The sequence below is a fragment of the Cupriavidus consociatus genome (genome assembly GCF_017814975.1).
GTDB lineage: Bacteria > Pseudomonadota > Gammaproteobacteria > Burkholderiales > Burkholderiaceae > Cupriavidus > Cupriavidus consociatus.
Window position 1 is genome coordinate 76,993 of sequence record NZ_JAGIQA010000021.1, and the last position, 19,517, is coordinate 96,509.

20 protein-coding genes are annotated in these 19,517 nt (G+C 69.1%); 11 read left to right on the forward strand and 9 right to left on the reverse strand.

What is annotated here, in order from left to right; translation table 11 throughout:
- Positions 1 to 96 precede the first annotated feature (96 nt).
- Complete coding sequence (locus J8I82_RS25535; protein ID WP_336620909.1) at positions 97 to 570, forward strand: hypothetical protein; 474 nt, start codon at positions 97 to 99, stop codon at positions 568 to 570.
- Positions 571 to 586: 16 nt separating this feature from the next.
- Here the strand turns inward: J8I82_RS25535 and J8I82_RS25540 are convergent, their stop codons facing one another.
- Positions 587 to 1,492: a LysR family transcriptional regulator gene (locus J8I82_RS25540; RefSeq protein WP_209761628.1), complete on the reverse strand. Its 906-nt coding sequence runs from the start codon at positions 1,490 to 1,492 to the stop codon at positions 587 to 589.
- Between the two features lie 204 nt (positions 1,493 to 1,696).
- Here J8I82_RS25540 and J8I82_RS25545 point away from each other — a divergent pair, with 204 nt between their 5' ends.
- The 7 genes from J8I82_RS25545 to J8I82_RS25575 all read left to right on the forward strand — a co-directional run bounded on the left by J8I82_RS25545 (position 1,697) and on the right by J8I82_RS25575 (position 7,553).
- Positions 1,697 to 3,700 carry an FUSC family protein gene (locus tag J8I82_RS25545; protein ID WP_209761629.1) on the forward strand — a complete coding sequence of 668 codons (2,004 nt, stop codon included), beginning with the start codon at positions 1,697 to 1,699 and terminating at the stop codon, positions 3,698 to 3,700.
- Positions 3,690 to 3,908 carry a DUF1656 domain-containing protein gene (locus tag J8I82_RS25550; RefSeq protein ID WP_209761630.1) on the forward strand — a complete coding sequence of 73 codons (219 nt, stop codon included), beginning with the start codon at positions 3,690 to 3,692 and terminating at the stop codon, positions 3,906 to 3,908. Before J8I82_RS25545 ends, J8I82_RS25550 begins: the two co-directional genes overlap by 11 nt.
- Complete coding sequence (locus tag J8I82_RS25555; protein WP_209761631.1) at positions 3,905 to 4,795, forward strand: efflux RND transporter periplasmic adaptor subunit; 891 nt, start codon at positions 3,905 to 3,907, stop codon at positions 4,793 to 4,795. The genes J8I82_RS25550 and J8I82_RS25555 overlap by 4 nt, the downstream gene beginning before the upstream one ends.
- Entirely contained in the window at positions 4,792 to 6,267 is a 1,476-nt protein-coding gene (locus J8I82_RS25560) for an efflux transporter outer membrane subunit (RefSeq protein WP_209761632.1), read from the forward strand. Before J8I82_RS25555 ends, J8I82_RS25560 begins: the two co-directional genes overlap by 4 nt.
- A 191-nt stretch (positions 6,268 to 6,458) precedes the next feature.
- Entirely contained in the window at positions 6,459 to 6,797 is a 339-nt protein-coding gene (locus tag J8I82_RS25565) for a hypothetical protein (protein ID WP_209761633.1), read from the forward strand.
- Between the two features lie 103 nt (positions 6,798 to 6,900).
- On the forward strand, positions 6,901 to 7,095 hold the full coding sequence (locus J8I82_RS25570) for a hypothetical protein (protein ID WP_209761634.1): 195 nt from the start codon (positions 6,901 to 6,903) through the stop codon (positions 7,093 to 7,095).
- Positions 7,096 to 7,217: 122 nt separating this feature from the next.
- A complete protein-coding gene (locus J8I82_RS25575; protein WP_209761635.1) occupies positions 7,218 to 7,553 on the forward strand; it encodes a cupin domain-containing protein in 336 nt (111 codons plus the stop codon).
- A gap of 21 nt (positions 7,554 to 7,574) precedes the next feature.
- On the opposite strand, the gene J8I82_RS25580 is transcribed toward J8I82_RS25575, so the two are convergent.
- The 4 genes from J8I82_RS25580 to J8I82_RS25595 form a co-directional block, all read right to left on the reverse strand.
- Entirely contained in the window at positions 7,575 to 7,907 is a 333-nt protein-coding gene (locus tag J8I82_RS25580) for a response regulator (RefSeq protein ID WP_209761636.1), read from the reverse strand.
- Positions 7,798 to 8,901 (reverse strand): response regulator, encoded by a 1,104-nt coding sequence (locus tag J8I82_RS25585; RefSeq protein WP_245180110.1) that lies wholly within the window; start codon positions 8,899 to 8,901, stop codon positions 7,798 to 7,800. The genes J8I82_RS25580 and J8I82_RS25585 overlap by 110 nt, the downstream gene beginning before the upstream one ends.
- Positions 8,902 to 9,121: 220 nt before the next feature.
- Complete coding sequence (locus J8I82_RS25590) at positions 9,122 to 9,445, reverse strand: thioredoxin family protein (RefSeq protein ID WP_209761637.1); 324 nt, start codon at positions 9,443 to 9,445, stop codon at positions 9,122 to 9,124.
- 136 nt (positions 9,446 to 9,581) lie between these two features.
- Positions 9,582 to 11,903: an ATP-dependent DNA helicase gene (locus J8I82_RS25595; RefSeq protein WP_284183149.1), complete on the reverse strand. Its 2,322-nt coding sequence runs from the start codon at positions 11,901 to 11,903 to the stop codon at positions 9,582 to 9,584.
- A 199-nt stretch (positions 11,904 to 12,102) separates the two neighbouring features.
- On the opposite strand from J8I82_RS25595, the gene J8I82_RS25600 reads away from it, so the two are divergent.
- Positions 12,103 to 13,683, forward strand: coding sequence for a fatty acid--CoA ligase (locus J8I82_RS25600; RefSeq protein ID WP_209761638.1), 1,581 nt, complete (start codon positions 12,103 to 12,105; stop codon positions 13,681 to 13,683).
- Positions 13,684 to 13,694: 11 nt separating this feature from the next.
- Here J8I82_RS25600 and J8I82_RS25605 read toward each other — a convergent pair whose 3' ends face one another.
- Positions 13,695 to 14,657, reverse strand: coding sequence for a DNA-binding protein (locus J8I82_RS25605; RefSeq protein WP_209761639.1), 963 nt, complete (start codon positions 14,655 to 14,657; stop codon positions 13,695 to 13,697).
- 101 nt (positions 14,658 to 14,758) lie between these two features.
- Here J8I82_RS25605 and J8I82_RS25610 point away from each other — a divergent pair, with 101 nt between their 5' ends.
- A complete protein-coding gene (locus tag J8I82_RS25610) occupies positions 14,759 to 15,868 on the forward strand; it encodes a site-specific integrase (protein ID WP_209761640.1) in 1,110 nt (369 codons plus the stop codon).
- A gap of 230 nt (positions 15,869 to 16,098) precedes the next feature.
- Positions 16,099 to 16,518 (forward strand): hypothetical protein, encoded by a 420-nt coding sequence (locus tag J8I82_RS25615; RefSeq protein WP_209761641.1) that lies wholly within the window; start codon positions 16,099 to 16,101, stop codon positions 16,516 to 16,518.
- A gap of 126 nt (positions 16,519 to 16,644) precedes the next feature.
- Here the strand turns inward: J8I82_RS25615 and J8I82_RS25620 are convergent, their stop codons facing one another.
- The 3 genes from J8I82_RS25620 to cls form a co-directional block, all read right to left on the reverse strand.
- Positions 16,645 to 16,974 (reverse strand): hypothetical protein, encoded by a 330-nt coding sequence (locus tag J8I82_RS25620; protein ID WP_209761642.1) that lies wholly within the window; start codon positions 16,972 to 16,974, stop codon positions 16,645 to 16,647.
- Between the two features lie 312 nt (positions 16,975 to 17,286).
- Positions 17,287 to 17,931, reverse strand: a complete 645-nt coding sequence (locus J8I82_RS25625; RefSeq protein WP_209761643.1) for a TetR/AcrR family transcriptional regulator — start codon at positions 17,929 to 17,931, stop codon at positions 17,287 to 17,289.
- A gap of 106 nt (positions 17,932 to 18,037) precedes the next feature.
- On the reverse strand, positions 18,038 to 19,474 hold the full coding sequence (cls, locus tag J8I82_RS25630) for a cardiolipin synthase (protein ID WP_209761644.1): 1,437 nt from the start codon (positions 19,472 to 19,474) through the stop codon (positions 18,038 to 18,040).
- Between the last annotated feature and the right edge of the window lie 43 nt (positions 19,475 to 19,517).

A 19,517-nucleotide genomic window follows, 5' to 3' on the forward strand; every position in this document is an offset into this window, starting at 1 on the left:
GCTACCCACCCCGCTCCCTTTATGCGCTTTACGCCAGCCGCCTCGACGGCAATGCCCCACCGCCTCCTGCCGGCCCTCGTTTCCGTGGTCACCTCGTTGGCCACATCCCTCGCAGCCACCGCCGCGCTGGCCGCGCCGCCCGCGCAAAGCCCGCAGCTCTCCGGCCTCGCCACGCTGCTGCTCGGCACCGTGCGCGGCAAGCCGACCGGCATGACCGGCGTCACGCGGCTGACGGCTGGCAACGCCGACCGGGAATTGCGGATGGCCTGCCAGGAGCTGATGCGCGCCGGCCCGCTGGACCTGGACGACACCACGCGCCTGGACGGCTGCGTGACCCGGCCCGGCAAGATCGTCGAGTTCCAGCTCAAGGTGTCGGGCGTAGATGCCACGCGCGACGGCACGCGCGAGTACATGGCATCGGCCAAGCCGATCCTGGAGCGCGGGATCTGCCGCAATCCGGACGTGCCGGTGCTGGGCAAGCTTGGCGTGACCCTGCTGTACCACTACACCGCGGGGCGGCAGTCGCTGGTGCGGCTGAATATCGCGCCGGACCAGTGCCTGCGCAAATAGGCGCGCACTGGCGAAGCTATCGCTTTTCTCCTTCCCCGAGTACTTCGTCGCAGACCGCCAGCCACGCGCGCGCCGCGTGCGACAGGTAGCGTCCCGGCGACCAGATATGCGCCATGGCCCAGTCCATCGCCGGTTCGGTCAGGCGCGCCATGGCGAGCGTGCCCTGGCCCTGCAGGCGCTCGGCGAGCGGCTGCGGCAGGAAGGTGGTGCCCAGTCCCGCCGCCGCCATCGACGCCAGGAAATCCCAGTGGCCGCTGCGCGCCACGATGCGCGGCTCGATGCGCGCTTCCAGGAAGGCCTGGTTGAGCTTGCGCGTCAGCGAGAAATCGTCGGTCAGCATCACCAGCGGCTCGTCACGCAGCGCACCCAGCGTGACGGTACGCCCGCGCGCCCACTTCGCCTTGCGCGGCCCGACCGCCCAGATCGGGTGCCGGCCGAACTGCCGGGTTTCGAGCGCGAGCCCGCTGTCGCCGGGCAGCACCGTGGCACCCACCTCCAGCTCGCCGCTGGCGACCAGTTGCTCGACCACCTGCCCGCCGTGCTCGTCCAGCGTCAGCTGCAGGTTGGGATAGCGCTGCCGGAACGCGCTGACTGCCGGCGAAAAAAACAGGTTGACCATCGGCGGGATGCCGACCGTCAGCTGTCCGCGGCCGAGCGATGACAGGTCGGCCACCTCCAGCGTCAGCCGGTGGACCACGCCAAGCGCCTCCTGCCCGCGTTCGTAGACCACGCGCCCCACGTCGGTCAGGCGCACGCTCTTGCCTTCGCGGATCAGCAGCGGCTGGCCGACCTCATCCTCGAGCTGCTTCACCATCTTGCTGATGGTCGACTGGGTGACGAACAGCGAACTCGCCGCTTGCGTGAAGCTGTGCAGGCGGGCGGTCTCGACGAAATAGCGCAGCGCGCGGATATCGATAGGCATGTGGAGCGCGGGCTGGACCGTGGGTGGGCACGAATCCATGAACAAAGCGAATGGTGAAGCCAATATTAAATCATGAATGGAATGCAAAGGTTTGGCTACACTTCGCTTCCACACATCGCCCCTGCCCGACTGCGCCGCCATGAAGCGTGGAGCGGCAGGCGGCGCTGCGCGCCCCCAAACTCCTTGTCTTCAGGACCTCGTTCCATGCCTAGCTGGCCGGATGCCCGACAGTGGCTGTTCTCGCTGAAGGCATTCGCCGCCGCGATGCTGGCGCTCTATATCGCGCTGGCGCTGAGCCTGGCGCGCCCTTACTGGGCGATGGCCACGGTGTATTTCGTCTCGCATCCGCTGACCGGCGCCACCCGTTCCAAGGCGGCGTACCGCGTCGCCGGCACGGTGCTCGGCGCCACCGCCGCGGTCGCGACCGTGCCGCAGCTGGTGAACATGCCGATCGTGCTGATGGGCGCGATCGCACTGTGGATCACGGTGCTGGTGTACCTGTCGCTGCTGCAGCGCTCGCCGCGCAGCTATGTGTTCCTGCTGGCCGCGTACACGCTGCCGATCGTGGCGCTGCCGGCGGTCAGCCAGCCGGCGGAAATCTTCGATATTGCCGTGGCGCGCATCGAGGAAATCGTGATCGGCATCGTCTGCGCCGGGCTGGTCGGCTCGATCGTGTTCCCGGCCAAGGTGGCGCCCGCATTGCGCCAGCGAGCGCAGAGCTGGCTTGCCGACGCCAGCGGCTGGGCCGTGGCGATCCTGCGCGGCAGCCCAGGCGCCGACGACGGCCGCCATCGGCTCGCCAGCGACATCCTGGCGCTGGACCAGCTGATCACCCAGCTCGCCTATGACACCGAAGGCAGCCGCACGCTGCGCCATGCGCGCGCGTTGCGCCAGCGCATGACCATGCTGATGCCGCTGCTGTCGTCGCTGGAAAGCGTGCTGCAGGCGCTGCGCGGCCTGCCGGGCGGCATGCCGGCGCCGCTGCGGCAGGCACTGGATGCGACCGCCGCCTGGCTGGGCAGCGGTGCCGCGCAGCCGGCTCCGCCGCTGCACCGCGACTGGTGCCGGTACGGTGCGGACGGAGACTGGCCGGCGCGGCTCGCCACCACCGCCACCGACCAGCTGCAACGCCTGTGCACGCTGTACGCGGAATGCCTGGCGCTGCAACGTGGCATCGCCGAACACGGCCCCGGGGCGCCGTCCGCCGCCAGCCGGCCGGCAGCCGACAGGACCGGGCATCACCATGACCACGGCATGCTGCTGTTCGGTGCCGTGTCCAGCGGGCTGGCGGTCTTCTGCGCCGGGTTGCTGTGGATTTTCTCGGGCTGGGAAGACGGCGCCGGCGCGGTGGCGGTGGCATCGATCGCCTGCTGCTTCTTTGCCGCCATCGACGAACCGCGCCGCATGGCTGGCCCCTTCCTGCGCTGGAGCCTTGCGTGCCTGCTGGTGGCCTCGGGCTACCTGTTCGTGGTGGTCCCGCACGCGCATACCTTCGAGACGCTGGCGGCGATGCTGGCGCTGCCCTATCTCGGCATCGGCCTGCTGGTGGCGCGGCCGGGCTTCCAGCTGATCGCCATGCTGCTGTCGGTCAACACCGCATCGTTCGCCAATGTGCAGACAGTCTTCGACGCGGATTTCCTCGGCACCTTCAATGCCTGCCTGGCCAGCGCCGCCGCGATGCTGTTCGCGCCGCTGTGGTCGATGGCGGTGCGCCCGTTCGGCGCGCGCGCGGCGGCGCACCGGCTAGTGCGCGCGAGCTGGCAGGACCTGGCGCAGGCGGCCACGCTGCGCGCTGCGGATGGCGACGCACGGCTCGGCGCGCGCATGCTCGACCGGCTCGGCCAGCTGGTGCCGCGCCTTGGTGCCGCCGGCGACCCGCTCTCGTCCGACGGCTTCCATGCGCTGCAGGTCGGCTATTGCGCGCTGGCACTGCACAGGGCACTGCCGAACCTCCCGCGTGCGGCACGCAAGCCGGTGCGCCGGGTGCTGGCGGCAGTCGCGCGGCACTACCGGTCACGGCTGCGCAGCGGCCATGCCGTGGCGGCACCGGCGGCGCTGTCGCGCCGGGTCGCCGATGCCATCGCCGCGCTGCCACGCCAGGACAGTGGTGCGCTGGGCGCGCTGGTGGTGCTGCAGGTAACGCTGCACCCCGCCGGCGCGCGCGGACTGACCCCACTCACCGCTCTTGCTGCCCCCGATGCTCAGTGAAATCGATCTCTATGGCGTGTTCGTGCCAGGCGTGCTGGTGCTGATGGTGCTGGCCTTCGCCGTCACCACCGCAATCCGCATGACGCTGGCCGCGCTGGGCTGCTACCGGCATATCTGGCACCGCTCGCTGTTCAACCTTTCCCTCTATGTGATCGTCCTGGGCGCCGTGGCGGCAGTCTTCGCCGCCGTGCCGGGACTGCCGTCATGACACTCCGACTCCGCCCCCTGCTTCCCTTGCTGCCGACGCTGCTGGCCGTGCTCGCCGCCGTGCTGGTGCTGCGCCACCTGTGGGACTACTACACCGCCGCGCCCTGGACCCGCGACGGCCATGTGCGCGCCGATATCGTCCAGGTCGCGCCCGACGTCTCAGGCCTGGTCACACACGTGCTGGTGCGCGACAACCAGCACGTGCAGCGCGGCGAGGTGCTGTTCGAGATCGACCGCGACCGCTACGCGCTGGCGCTGCAGCAGGCGCTGGCCACCGCCGCCACGCTGCGCGCGACGCTGGCCCAGGCGCGGCGCGAAGCCGCGCGCAACCGGACGCTCGACGGGCTGGTGGCCGGCGAAGTCGCCGAACAGGGCCGCGCCCGCGTGGAGCAAGGCGAAGCGGCGCTGGCGCAGGCCGAGGCCACGGTGCGGCTGGCGCGGCTGAACCTGGAGCGCACCAGCGTGCGCAGCCCGGTGGCCGGCTACCTCAACGACCGCCTGCCGCGGCTGGGCGACTACGTGTCCACCGGCCGCCCGGTGCTGTCGATGGTCGACGCGGCGTCGTTCCATGTGGAAGGGTATTTCGAGGAAACCAAGCTGCACCGCATCCATATCGGCAGCCCGGTGGACATCCACCTCATGGGCGAGCCCCGGCACCTGCGCGGACATGTGCAGAGCATCGCCGCCGGCATCGAGGATCGCGACCGCAGCGCCGGCTCGAACCTGCTGCCCAACGTCAATCCGACCTTCAACTGGGTGCGCCTGGCGCAGCGCGTGCCGGTGCGCATCGTGCTGGAAGACGTGCCCGTCGACGTCAGGCTGGTGTCGGGCCGCACCGCGACGGTGTCGGTGCGCGAACCGCGGCGTCCTGCCGCGGCGCGGTCATGAGCGGCCGCCGTCGCTGGCTGGCGTGCGCGGCCGCGTGCCTGTGCGCCTGCACCACGGTGGGCCCGGACTACCGCGTGCCCGGGCACGCCGCGATCAAGGCGCCGCAGGCCAACGGCGCGCTGCAGGGCGGCAACGCACATGGCGTCGACATCGGCCCGGTCCCCGACGACTGGTGGCACCTCTATGACGACGCGCGGCTCGACCGGCTGGTACAGCAAGCGCTGGCGGCCAACACCGACATCCGCGCCGCCTCGGCCAACCTGCGGCGCGCGGTGGCGCTGCTGCATGAGGTCGAGTCCGAGAGCCTGCCGCAGGGCGGCGTCGACGCCAGCGTGGCGCGCGCGCAGCTGTCGGCCCAGAGCTTCCTGCAGGCCATCAAGCCGCCGGTGTTCAACCTGGGCGATTTCGGCTTCGGCGTGTCTTACCTGGTCGATTTCTTCGGCAAGCTGGCACGTGCCGACGAGGCCGCGCTGGCAGGCGCCGAAGCCAGCGAAGCCACCCTCGACCTGGTGCGCGTCAGCGTGGCCGCGCAGACCGTGCGCGCCTACGTGCAGGGATGCGCAGCCACTCATGAACTGGCAGTGGCCACGCGGCAGCTTGCGGTGCAAGAGCGAACGGTGGACGCAACCCGCCGGCTGGTCGCCGCCGGCCGCGCGCAGCCACCGGACGTGGCGCGCGAACGCGCCCGCACGGAAGCATTGCGCGCCGCCTTGCCGGCCTTCGCGGCGGAGCGCGCCGCGGCGCATCACCGCCTGGCACTGCTGCTGGGCAAGCCGCCGATAGCGCTGGCACCGGACGAGGTCGATTGCCATGCCGAGCCCGAATTGCACGCGCCGCTGCCGGTGGGCGACGGTGCCGCACTGCTGCGGCGCCGTCCCGATATCCGCCAGGCCGAACGGGAACTGGCCGCGGCGACCGCGCGCATCGGCGTTGCCACCGCGGACTTGTACCCGTCGATCCGCATCGGCGCCAGCGCCGGCCTGACCGGCGTGCTCAGCGACCTGGGCAGCAGCCCGACCGCGCGCTGGAGCCTGGGCCCCTTGCTAAGCTGGTCGCTGCCCACCAACGGCGTGCGCCACCGCATCCACGGCCATGAGGCGGCAGCCGACGCCGCGCTGGCGCGCTTCGACGGCGCGGTGCTGCGCGCGCTGCAGGAAACGGAGACGGCGCTGTCCGCCTATACCCGCGCGCTGGAGCGGCGCGAGTCGCTGCATGCGGCGCGCGAGCAGGCCGGCGAAGCCGCACGCCAGCAGGCCCGGCTGCAGCAGGCCGGGCGCATCCCCTACCTCGAGCGCCTCGATGCCGAGCGGCGGCTGGCCGGTGCCGAGGCCGCGCTGGCCGCGGCCGAAGCGCAGGTGTCATACCGACAGGTGGACCTGTTTCTCGCCCTGGGCGGCGGCTGGCAAGCCGGCCGCAAGGTTTCGGCGGATCGCTCGGAATGGCCTCCGTTTTACGATGAAAAAATCGACTGAGTTTTGTCCTTTTAAATCATCACACGAATGGATCGGCGTGACTACACTTCGTCCCGTGCCCCGCCCTTGTACGCCCGGCACCGCCCACAAGGCGAACCGGACGGCGTGCTGGCAGGCGGATCCGCCCACCACGCACAGCCCGCAGGAAGACTGCAGGACCGTGCCGTCCCCTTACCCAAGACATAGCAGCCATGCATAACGACGATCTCAAAGCCCTCCTCGCCACGACACTCTCCATCGCCGCCCTCGGAGCCAGCGTGCTCGCCTGCGGCCCGGCCGCAGCCCAAGGCCTGAGCGACCACGGCACCGACGCCGACCGCTACGGCTACAACCTGCAGCACAACGGCAAGCGCGATCCCTTCACCGAGGGTGCGCACGTCAACGGCAAGCGCGACCCGTTCACCGACGGCGCGCACGTCAACGGCAAGCGCGACCCGTTCACCGACGGCGCCAACCAGCCGGCCACCGGCATGGACCTGGCGGGCATGGACCGCACCGGCGTCTCGGCGCCGCCGGCACACGCCGCCTGATACGCTTCCGCCCGCCGCGGCGCTCGCCGTGCCGGCACCGCTGGCCGGAAGGACCTTTCCGGCCAGCCCCCAGCCCCACCATCCCGCTTCGACCGTCATCCCCATGAAGACCATCCTGCTCGCCATGCTCGCGCTTGGCGCCCTTGCCGCATCCGTGCCCGCCAGTGCGGGCCCGGACTGGTCCGTGATCGAGCGCGCCCGCGCCGAAGCACGCGCCCGCCATGCGCTTCCCTGCGCACAAAGCGCTCATGCGGTGCCCGCATCGGGGCCTCCGGCTTCGCCTGCTACGGCACGCTGAACGCTACTGAGGTGCGCGCTCCGGTGCTAGATTGGAAAGGCGTGCTGGCGGCAAAAGCCAGCAGCGCCTGACAACGCACAAACCACACGACCACACGACCCCACCTTAGCGAGGAGCCGCGCATGTCCCTCCCTCACCTAGCTTCCGGACAGATCGCCAGCGTGCTGCCCCTGGGCACGCGCCTGGACCAGACTGTCACCCAAGCCCTGTTCAAGGAAGGCCCGCTGGAAGTGATGCGGCTGGTGCTGAAGGCGGGCAAGCATGTGCCGCCCCATTCGGTCGACGGCCCGATGACGGTGCAGTGCCTGGAAGGCGAAGTCCGCCTGCGCGTGGACGGGGCCGAGCGCGGACTGCGCCAGGGCGACCTGCTCTACGTCGGCCCGTGCGTGCGCTATGACCTGACCGCCGACACAGATGCCTCGGTGCTGGTGACGATGGTGCTGCCGGCCGGCCGCTGACACCGGCGCTGGTCATGTCCATCAGCACCAGGTCATACGCCTGGTGGCCAGCCGCTCGAGCGCGACCCGCCCGTTGCCGGCGGTGCCCGGCGTGATGCGGGCCTGCTGCAGCAGGTGTACCGCGACCTCGCGATTGATTTCGTTGTCCTCGACCAGCAGCACGCGCCGCTGCGGCAGCGACCAGCCCGGGCCGGGCGCCGCGCGCGGCGGCTCGGCCGGTGGCGGCGTGCCGGGTTCGGCGGCCTCAATCAGTCCGCTCGCCAGCGCCGGCACCCACAGCCCGGCGCCAGCCACGCGCCGGCCGCGGTAGTCGCGGTAGCCGAAGCCAAGCTGTAGCGTCTGATGCGACAGCACCTGCTGCGCCAGCCGGGTCAGGGGCGCGCCCGGCGGCAGGCGGTAGGTGCCGCTGCCGTCGGCCACGGGAACGCGCGCCACGGTATGGAAGCGAACGCAGCGGGATCGCTTCGCCGGCCAGGCCGTCGGGATAGCCGCTGCCATCCCATTTCTCGTGGTGGTGATGCGCGATCTCGCGCGCGTAGCGCAGGAACGAGCTGGTGGTGCCGCACTGGGCTTCGGCATCGGCAATGGCATCGCGGCCCAGCGTGGTATGGGTCTTCATGACCGCGAATTCTTCGACGGTGAGCTTGCCGGGCTTGAGCAGGATCCGGTCGGGGATGCCGACCTTGCCGATATCGTGCAGCGGCGCGGACTTGAACATCAGTTCGATGGCCTTGTCGTCGAGCCTGCCGGCAAAATCCGGCTCGTGCCGCAGCTTGCGCGCCAGTGCGCGCACATAGTGCTGGGTGCGGCGGATATGGTTGCCGGTCTCGTTGTCGCGGGTCTCGGCCAGCGCCGCCAGCGCGATGATGGTGGCGTCCTCGATCAGCTCGATCTCGCGCGTGCGGCGCTGTACCTCAGCCTCGAGCCAGGCCGAGCGGTCGCGCAGGAAGTCGTGCGCCTGCTTGAGCGCCAGCTGGCTGGCAATGCGCGCGCGCGCCACCGGCGCGCTGACCGGCTTCATGATGTAGTCGACCGCGCCGACCGCGAAGCCGAGCGCCTCGTCGTGGGCCTCTGCCCGTGCGGTCAGGAAGATCACCGGCACGCAGGCGGTGCGCGCGTCGGCCTTGAGCCGGCGGCACGCCTCGTAGCCGTCCATGCCAGGCATCGACACATCCATCAGGATCAGGTCGGGTGGCGCTTCATGCGCCAGTTGCAGCGCGGTGGCCGCCCGGCTCGCCAGCTTGACGCGATACAGGTCCTGCAGCAGGGCGACCATGGCCGCAATGTTTTCGGGAACGTCGTCGACGACCAGGACGGTCGGCCGCTGGTCGGGGCTAAGGGCGCTCATTTGTCGCAATTGGCGGTTGAGACCGTCTTGTTTCGTGCGCGCCGGGCGCGCGGACCGTTGCCGGGCTGGTCGCCCGCACAGCCATCAGGGGCCAGTGTGCGGAGGCGACTTCTGCACAAACGGCAGAAATGGCTCCGGCTTGTGCCCTCCCAAAGCAGGGTTGAGCGCCCTGGTGCGGCAGAAAATTGCCGCTTTGCGACGTATTAGTTACCCAAAAAGATCAGCTGATGCGTCGCATGGCTTCCCGGATCGGATCCGCATCGGTCGGCCGCACCAGTCTGGCAACTTCCTGTCCGTCGCGCAGGAATACCAGCGTCGGCCACAGCTTGATGCGGAACGAGCGGCCGAGCGGGCGTCCGCTGCCGTCCTCGACCTTGATATGGCGCAGTGCGGGATGCACGGCGAACGCTTCGGCGAGCGCGGGCTGCGCTCGCTGGCAGAAGCCGCACCATGGGGCGCCGAATTCGAGCACGGTGCCACCGTTCAGCGTATCCACTTCGGTACGGGGCGGCTCGGTGGCCGCGTAATGCTGGGTCATGGGCATGGTCGGGTCCTTGGTTCGATGACGACGAGGTGCGGTCGGCACGCATGGTCGCATTGCTGCCGGATTCGTGCCAGATCCGTTCCCTCCCGGCGGGGCCGGCAAGCTGCCGCCGCAACGCCAGCGCGCCGTGTAATTTCTACGCCGCCGGGCCGATTTGCCACCATTCCGGCAGCAGCCGGCGCACCTCCGGCGCGGCAAAGCGGTCGTCGATCAGGTAGACCACGCCTTCGTCCTGCTGTGTGCGGATCACCCTGCCCGCGGCCTGCACCACCTTGCGCAAGCCCGGATAGAGATAGGCATAGTCGTAGCCCTGGCCGAAGGCCGACTGCATGCGCGCACGGAACTGCTCGTTGACCGCGTTGAACTGCGGCAGCCCCAGCGTGGCGACGAAGGCGCCGATCAGGCGCTCGCCGGGCAGGTCGACGCCTTCGGCAAAGGCGCCGCCCAGCACCGCAAAGCCGATGCCTGCCCCGCCCGGGACAAAGGCTGACAGGAAAGCGGCCTGCGCCGCCTCGTCCATGCGGCGCTGCTGGACCCAGTGCGGAATGTCGGGATGGGCCTGCGAGAAGTTCGACACGGCCTGCTGCAGGTATTCGTGGCTGCTGAAGAACGCGAGGTAGTTGCCGCGGCGGGCGCGGAACTGGTTCGCCATCAGCGCGGCAATAGCCGGCAGCGACTGGCCGCGCCGTGCATAGCGGGTGGAAATCCGGCTGGCGATGCGTACCGACAGTTGTTCCGCCCGGAACGGCGACGGCACCGCCACGCGCGCGCAGTCGGCAGGCAAACCCAGCGTATCGAGGTAGTAGGCAGCCGGGTCAAGCGTGGCCGAGAACAACGTGACGGAATGCGCCGCGGCAAAGCGCGGCCGGAGGAACGGCGCAGGTATGACGTTGCGCAGGCACAGGCGCGCATGGTTGCCGCGTCCGGCCTTGCCGGCGACGGCTGGCCGCTGGATATCGAACAGCGAACTGGCATCGAGCTGCTCTGCCAGCCGGCTGAAATGCAGGGCATCGAAATAGAACCGCTGCAGTGCCGGGTCGATCAACGCGGGCTGCTCGGTCATGTGTGCCAGCACTGCTGCGCAGCAATCATCGAGCGCGCGCAGCAGGGGCACGGGCACTTCCGGCAGGACTTCATAGGCAACGTCAGCCTGTCGCGCCAGTGCGTTCCAGTGGCGCGACAGCCGGGCCAGCGGCCTGGCCACCGCCACGGGAGCGCCGCGCCGCGCCTCGCGCAGCGCCTGCGGATCCAGCTCGGCGGTGTACATGGCGCGGCCACGCTCGACCAGGTTGTGCGCCTCGTCAACCAGCACGCCCGCGCGCCAGCCGTTGGCGACGGTCAGCGCATACAGCAGCGCGCTGCGGTCGAAGTAATAGTTGTAGTCCGCCACCACCACATCGCTCCAGCGCACCAGTTCCTGCGCCAGGTAGTAGGGGCAGATGCCATGCGCCAGCGCCAGCGAGCGCACCGCGGCACGGTCGCGCACCGGCACGTCGCCGGCGGCTTCGCGCGCGGCGGGCAGGCGATCGTAGAAGCCGCGCGCGAGCGGGCAGGATTCGCCGTGGCAGGCGAGTTCCGGATGCTCGCAGGCCTTGTCGCGCGCCACCAGTTCGATCACCCGCAGCGGCTGAGCGCCGTGGCTGCGCAGCACCTGCGCCGCGTGCAATGCAACGCCGCGGCCGGTGGAGCGCGCCGACAGGAAGAACGCCTTGTCGATGCCCTGCCCCGGCATTGCCTTGAGCAGAGGGAAAAGCGTACCGATCGACTTGCCGATGCCTGTCGGCGCCTGGGCCAGCAGGGTGCGCCCGGCGCGGTTGGCGTTGTACACCGCCTGCGCCAGCTCGCGCTGGCCGGTGCGGAATGCCGGGTGCGGGAAGGCCAGTTGCGCCAGCGCGGCATCGCGGGCCTGCCGGTGTGCCAGTTCGGCTTGTGCCCATTGCAGGAAGCGTTCGCAGGTCTGGACGAAGAACGCATCGAGATCGTCCGCGGTGAAGTGCTGCACTACCGGGTGCTCGCGCTGCCCCACGATGTCGAAATAGATCACTGCCACGTCGATCCCGGGCAATCCGAGTTTGCGGCACATCAGGCAGCCATAGATCTTTGCCTGCGCCCAGTGCAGGTGGCGGTGGTTATCCGGCACGGCGGCCTCGCCGCGCACGGTCTTGATTTCTTCCAGGCGGTTGGCGTCCGGATCGTAGCCATCGGCCCGGCCGCGGACGTACAAGGGACCGAAATCCGCGGACAGCGGCACTTCCGCCTGGTAGCCCGGTCCGCGCCGGCCTGTCACCAGGGCGTGGCCGGCGACGCCTTCCTGCGCCGTTGGCGTCGGCACGAAGCGCAGGTCGAGATCGCCTGCCTTGGCGGTGAAGTCGCACAACGCGCGCACGGCGACGACATAGGCAGGGGCCTGCGCAGGGGCTGGGACCGGAACGGGGGCGTCAGGTGGGTCGACGGACACGAAGGCTGGAACGGCTGGAAGCTGTATGAATATACAGTATTTGAGCCGGTCACCCGCCCTGCGCGGCGACGGCGGCATAAGGAAAGAGCAAATCGTTATTTCCATGTGCCGCGTACTGCGCCCTATAGTCTCCCGCTCACACAAGAATATCGGCCGCCCGTGCTTTACCAGGCGGCCGGCACACGACTGGAGCATGACCTTGAGCCGCGGCCTTACCCTTGGCGATACCCTTTCCTGGCCGGCTCGCTACCTGCCCCGCAAGACGGCGCTGGTCAGCGGCATCGGCGCCGCGCGGCAGGCCTGGTCGTATGCGGAGCTCGATGCAGAGGTCAACCGCCATGCCCACGGGCTGCAGGCACTGGGCATCGGCAAGGGCGACGTGGTGGCCGCGTTCCTCTACAACACGCCGGCCTTCGTCTTTACGCTGCTGGCCACGGCGCGGCTGGGTGCGGTGTTCAACCCGGTCAACTACCGGCTGGCCGCACAGGAGCTGGCGTATATCCTGAACGACGGGGCGGCCAAGGCGGTGCTGTTCGAGCAAGAAGGCGCCGCCGTCGTGGAGAAGGCCGCGGAGCTGGCCCCTGGCACCGCGCTGCGCATATATGCCGACACGGACGCTGCCCCTGCGTTTGCCACGCACCGCCTTGACGCGCTCGCCGCCGGCCAGCCCACCATGCTGCCGGCGATCGGCGTCCACGAGGACGACCCTTGCATCCTGATGTACACCAGCGGCACCACGGGCCGCCCCAAGGGCGTGGTGCACACCCATCGCAGCAAGTTGCAGCACAACGCGATCATGCACCAGGCCATGACGCTGTCGCGCGAGGACGTGGGCTTGTCGGTGGCGCCGCTGAACCATACCGCCGAGTTGCACACCAGCTTCCTGCCGCGGCTGCAGGTAGGCGCCACGCAGGTGCTGCAGCGCCGCTTCGATGCGGGCGAAGCCTGGCAACTGGTGGAAAGCGAGCGCGTGACCCACTTCTTCGCCGCGCCGACCATGATCGGCATGCTGCTGAACCACCCCGAGGCGGAAACCCGCGACCTCTCGTCGCTGCGGCTCGTCGAGTACGGCGGTGCCTCGATGGCGCCGCACCTGATCCGCGAATGGGATCGCAAGATCGGCGCCGGCCTGGTCCAGGTGTACGGCACCACCGAGATGGGCCCGTGCATGTCGGTGCTCTACCCACATGAACAGCTCTGCCGTGCCGGCTCGGCGGGCCTGCCCGCGCTCGGCCATGACCTGGTGGTGGCAAGACTGCGCGACGATGGCGCGCCGACCGACCCGGCGCAACCGTGCGCGCCAGGCGAAGTGGGCGAGGTGCTGGTGCGCGGCGCCTGCATGATGCAGGGCTACCTGAACCGGCCCGACGCCAATGCGCGGGCGCTGGCGCATGGCTGGTACCACACCGGCGACCTCGGCAGCCTGGACGCCGACGGCTACCTCTGGATCCGCGACCGGATCGACTACATGATCAACTCCGGCGCGGAGAACGTGTATCCGCGCGAAGTCGAGGACGCGCTGATCGAGCACCCGGCGGTGCTGGAAGTCGCGGTACTCGGCGAGCCCGACCCGACCTGGGGCCAGGTGGTGGGCGCGTACGTGGTGGTGCGTGGCGATGCGCCGGTCAGTGCCGAACAGCTCGACGCCTTCCTGCTGCAGGGCGACCGTCTGGCGGCCTACAAGCGGCCCCGCCGCTATCACTTCCTGGACGCGCTGCCCAAGACCACCAGCGGCAAGATCCAGAAGCACATGCTGCGCGCTGGCGCGCTGGCGGCGTAGCGCGCCAGGGCTCAGCCGCCCGGTGCCGCGCGCGTCCGCAGCAGGCCGCTCGCGCCGCCGGCCAGTGCCCCACGCGCCGGACGCCCGCGCCGGCCAACCGCGGCAACGCTCCGGCTGCCGGCATCCTTCTGTTCGCGATATTCGACAAGCATCGCCTCGCGTTGGCGGATCCGTTCTTCCAGTACGGCAATCGACTGGCTCAATCGCGTCATTTCGCTGCCCTGGCGCGAAGCCGCCTCGGCAGCGTGCGCCAGCCGCTCCAGCGCGGCCTTGCGCTCCGCTTCCAGCAATTTCTGCGCTTCCTTGCCCGCCACGCGGGCCGCGTCCAGATCCAGGGCCAGCCGGCGTTCGTTGGCCGTGGCGCGGGCGGTCATGGTTTCGCGCTCCTGGTCCCACGTCGCGCGCTCGGCGGCAAATTCCCGCTGCAGGGCGACGCGGGCCTCCAGCGCGTCGCCAGCCTCGGCGCGTAACGTCTCGACCTGCTGCTGCAGGACGGTAGCGCGGGATTCAACCTGCGCGCCGCGCTCCAGCGCCTCGTCCCGCGCGCGTGTCATCTCCGCCATCGCCGCTTCGGCCCCCTCCAGCCGCGCCTGCATGACCAGGCGCTCCTGCTCCAGCGCTTCCCGTTCCCTGGCCAGGGTAGCCTGCGCCTCTGCCAGCGCCGTTTCGCGCTGGCCCAGCGCGGCTTCCGCCTGTGCCCGCGCCACCTGCAACGCGGCCTCCCACAGGTAGCGCGCCGCTTCGGTGACCGGTTCCGGGCAACCCGGTTTGGGCGCGAAGCCTTCCGGATCGTGCAATCGCCCGCCGAGCGCAGCAAACCATGCGTCGAGGTGCGGGCTGACGGTGTTGGGTGAACCTCGCCCCAGATGCAGGCGGATGCGTTCGATGGTCGGACGCTGGCCTGCCTTGAGCAGGCTGTCGGCGGCAGTCCAGACGTCGTCGCGGGTGATGCCTCGGGAGCGGAGTGTTTCCATGTTCGGATCCGGGAAAGCCTAAATAACGTTCGATAATGGAGACTTATCGAGCGCTATTCGATATCTATGTATGATATAATACAGCATACATCATATTTATTATGATACCAATCCACCCACCCCAGCCTGTCCCCGATGTCGAATTTCCGGCGCCGCTTTGCCCGTCTGAACTGGATCCCCTCGCCGAGCAGGCCGCGAACGCGCTTCGCCGCGAAGGCGAGTCGCCCAACACCGTGGCGAGCTACCGGTCTGCCCTGCGCTACTGGGCTGCCTGGCACGGGCTGCGCTACCGCCAGCCGATCCGGCTTCCGCTTGATCCTGCCGTCGTGGTTCAGTTCATCGTCGACCACGCTACGCGGCAGACGGCGCACGGGCCTGTTTGCGAGCTGCCCCCGGCGATCGACCAGGCGCTGGTCGCTGATGGATACAAGGCACGACCCGGCGCGCCCGCGCTGTCCACGCTGACACACCGCCTTGCGGTACTGGCCAAGGTCCACCGCTTGCAGCAGTTGCCCAATCCCTGTGCCGACGCGTCGGTACGGGAGCTGATGTCCGGCATCCGCCGCGCCTATGCCCGCCGCGGACATCGCCAGGCGCGCAAGGCCGCGCTCACGCGCGACCCGCTGCTGCGGCTGCTAGCTACTTGTGATGACTCATTGCGCGGCATGCGCGACCGCGCGCTGTTGCTGTTCGCATGGGCCAGCGGCGGCCGCCGCCGTTCCGAGGTCGCGCGGGCGACGGTGGAGAACCTGACGCGCGTCGCACCGGGTGACTTTGTCTACGTGCTGGGCTGGTCGAAGACCAATCAGTCAGGCCGCAATCATGCCGATGCCGCCAAGCCCGTGACCGGTGCAGCAGGGCAGGCGCTGGAGGCATGGCTGGCCGCCTCGGGCATTGCCGGCGGACCGCTGTTCCGCCGCATCCGGCGCGGAGGCCATGTGGGTGAGGGATTGTCGGACGCTACCGTGAGCCGCATCGTCAAGGCACGCTGTGCGCAGGCGGGACTGGAGGGCGACTTCTCCGCGCATTCGCTGCGCGCGGGGTTCGTCACCGAAGCGGCATCGCAACAGGTGCCGCTGGCCGAGACCATGGCAATGACTGGCCACGCCAGCGTAGCCACGGTGGTGCGCTATTTCCGCGCAGCAGACATGCAGCGCTCCCGCGCGGCAGACCTGCTCGGGTCGCCACAAGCGGAAGAGAAAAACGGCTAGCGGGCGCAGAACGCGCCGCAACTGCGGGTATTTCGCTATCCCCGTGCGCTGGCCCGGGATGCCTCAGGTGCCTATACTGGCAGGCGCGCCGGACATTGCCAGATGCGCTGGCCGGCAGCACCCGGAGGTCCGGCGCAGGTGATGGCGACCCGCCTGGACGAACCCACGATGTGCGCCGGAACGTGCCGGAGCGGCTGCCGGGCCAGACCAGTGGAAACGCGGAGACGGGCATGCCCAACGAACAATTCCTCGCCACACAGGAAACTCGCCGCTCGGGGCTGCAAGCCTTGCGGGCGGCCTTGCTGCAAGTTCACAAGGAAGTCATCGGCTACGACCGCAGCCAGTACGAACGGCTGAACGGCCCGATTCCGGCCGGACTGTTTGTCCAGCTGGTCACGGAGGACAACTTCTTTCGCTGGCTCGATCCGCTGTCGCGGCTGATCATCGAGGTCGATGAGGAACTTGAATCGAAGGAGCATCACGACGACACCTGCCGCGCCGTGGCGCGCGCCGCCGAAAAGCTCTTCAGCGATGGCGCCGATCCGGGCTTTCGCAAGCGCTACCAGGAAGCATTGCAGGACGAATCGGGTGTCATCGTGGCGCACGGGCGCCTGATGTCCGTGATCGGCCAGTTGCGGCAGCTGCCTTAGTGCCGTGCCGTGGGGTCAGCAGGTAGCGCCAGGCACCTGGCGGTAGCGCGTCGCGCCGCCAAACCAGAGGGCCTGGAATTCGTGCGCCCTGGTCATCCCTGCCAGCCATCCCTGCTGGACAATCTGTCAGCGGCCCCTTCCTCCGCCATGCCCGCCATGCCCGCCGGCGGCCCAGCCGCCTCTGCCACGGCCGCCGCCATGCCAGCCGCCGTGTCCGTGGTGATGTCCGTGGTTCCAGCTGCGGCCGCCACCGCCATAGATAAAGGCAAAGCTGCCGTAGTAGCTGCCGTATCCGGGGCCGTAATACGGATAGCCGGGCGCGACCGGGTAGCCGCTGTAGTACGGCGAACTGACCGGGTATGCGGGATAAGCCAGGTAGTCGTCGCTGGCATAGGGATAGGCCACGCATCCGCTGACCAGCGCCGCCGCGAGCAACACTCCATATCTGTAGCGCATGGATCCCTCCTTGCCAGGCCCGCGTGGCGGGTACAGGGTTAGACCGCCGCGGCTGGCACGCAATTCCACTGGCGCCCCTGCCTGCACTTTGCGGTGCCTTCCCTGGCACTGCGCCCAGCGCAATGCGAGTAACGACAATTCACGGCCATATTTAGGAATTGTCCGATATTCGCATGAGAAAGCCCGTATTACATTGCCCTTGCACCCGGCCCGCGGGTGCCCCGACAGAGCCAGGTTGACCCCCTTCCTGGTTCCTTTCACTGCCACGATGGTCCCCGCCATCGTGGCAATTTTTTTGATCGCGATGCGCGGTTACAGGCCCTTCTCGACCATTTCCAGCAGCCGTTGCCCCAGTGGCTCCGCCATTTCGGGCGCGCGGCTGCGCAACGGACCGTCAATCAGCAGGATCGCCAGGCCGTGCACGGCGGACCAGGCCAGGTACTCGGCCCCGGGCCGCCGCTCGGGTGGCAATGCGCCGGCCTCCACCAGCTGGTCGAGCGCCGCGCCAAGCAGCTGGAACGGGTTGAGTCCGCTGTTGCCCGCCTTGGCAGGATCGGCGTCATCCTCGACTTCATCCGGCACGGAGAATGCCGTGCGGAACAGGCCGGTTTCCGCCAGCGCGAAGCGCAGGTAGCCCGTGCCGACCGCGCGCAGGCATGCGCGCGCATGGGCGGCGGCGCCACGGCCAGGGCGCAGTCCGCCGATCTCGGCCTCCATCGCAATCGCCAGCGACGACAAGGCCGACGCTCGCACCGCCTGCAGCAGGTCTTGCCGGCTGGCAAAGTGCCGGTACGCCGCATTGGGAACGACGCCGGCGCGGCGCGTGGCTTCGCGCAGCACGATCGCGTCGGGGCCGCCTTCGCGGGCCAGGTCGACGCCCGCGTCAAGCAAGGCGCGGCGCAGGTCGCCATGACGGTAAGTGGCGCGCGCCGGTGGCGCGGGGATGCCCGGCTTCATGCGGCTCCCCTCTGATGCTGGATTCGGTTCATTATCTGTAGGCGCTTATAGTGAACAGTGTACACAAACAAAGCGCCACCGGCTTGCCGCAGGCCGGCTGCCGGTATCAGAGGATGGGGGCGAACAGCTTGGCCACGTGCATGGCCACGCGCAGCGGCGCGGGCGCGCCCACGAACTCATCCAGCCCGATGCGTTTGGCGTTGGCGAAATCGGTTTCCAGCATGGCAGTCACGTCGGCCGCAAAGCCCTTGTCTGCCGTCATCACCATCAGCTCGAAGTTGAGCCGGAACGAGCGGTTGTCGAGGTTCGCCGTGCCCACCGCGGCGGCTTCATCGTCGATCAGTATCACCTTCTGGTGCAGGAAGCCCGGCTGGTAGCGATACAGCTTGATTCCCGCGGCGACAGCCTGATACGCATAGATGGTCGACGCGGCGTAGACGACCAGGTGATCGGGACGCGCCGGTATCAGGATGCGTACGTCGACGCCGCGCAGCACCGCCAGCCGCAGCACGGCGAACACGGCCTCGTCCGGCACGAAATACGGCGACGTGATCCAGAGCCGGTGCCGCGCCGACTGGATGGCCTCGACAAAGAACAGCGAACACGTTTCCTGCGAGTCCGCGGGACCGGTCGGAACCACCTGGCAGGTCATGCGGCCGCCAACCTCGGGTGGCGGCATCAGCAGGTGCGGGACTTCGCGTGCGGCCCAGTACCAGTCTTCGGCAAAGGACATCTGCAGGTCCAGCACGGCACTGCCGCGCAATGCGATATGGGTGTCGCGCCACGGCGCCAGCGGCGGACGCTCGCCCAGGTACTCCACGCCGACATTGTGGCCACCGAGAAACGCCTCGCGTCCGTCCACGATGACCAGCTTGCGGTGGTTGCGGAAGTTGAGCTGGAAGCGGTTGACGAATCCCCGATGCGTGGAAAACGGCCGGGCATCGACGCCCGCCTCTAGCAGCGTGCGCACGTAGCGACGCGGTAGCGCATGGCAGCCGATGCTGTCGAACAGGAAGTAGACCTTGACGCCGGCCTGCGCGCGCTCGCACAGCAGCGCCTGCAGGCGCCTGCCCAGCGCATCGTCGTGCACGATGAAGAACTGCACGATCAACACCTGCCTGGCCTGGCCGATCGCGGCAAAGATGGCATCGAAGGTCTGCGTGCCGTTGACCAGCAGGCGCACGTCGTTGTTGGCCAGGCAAGGCATGCCGGTCAGCCGCGGCAGCGCGCGCATGCAGACCTGCGTTGGCGAGTGCACCACGCAGGCGCTGCGGGCCTCGCGTTCGCGCGGGGTCATGCCGTGGCGGATCTCGCGCAGCCGGTCGTCATTGAAGCGGCGTGCATCGACATAGCCGGCAAAGGTGCTGCGCCCGAAGATCAGGTAGGGGACCAGCGTGAAGTACGGCATCATCACCAGCGACCCCGCCCACGCGATGGCGCCAGGCGCGGTGCGCACCGTCATGACGGCGTGCAGCGCCGCCATCACGCCGACGACGTGAAAGGCCAGGAGGATGAAGGCGATGACACTCGGGCTCTGCAGCATCGGTGGCTTGAGTCCCCGGACCGGAACACGATGCGCGCTATTT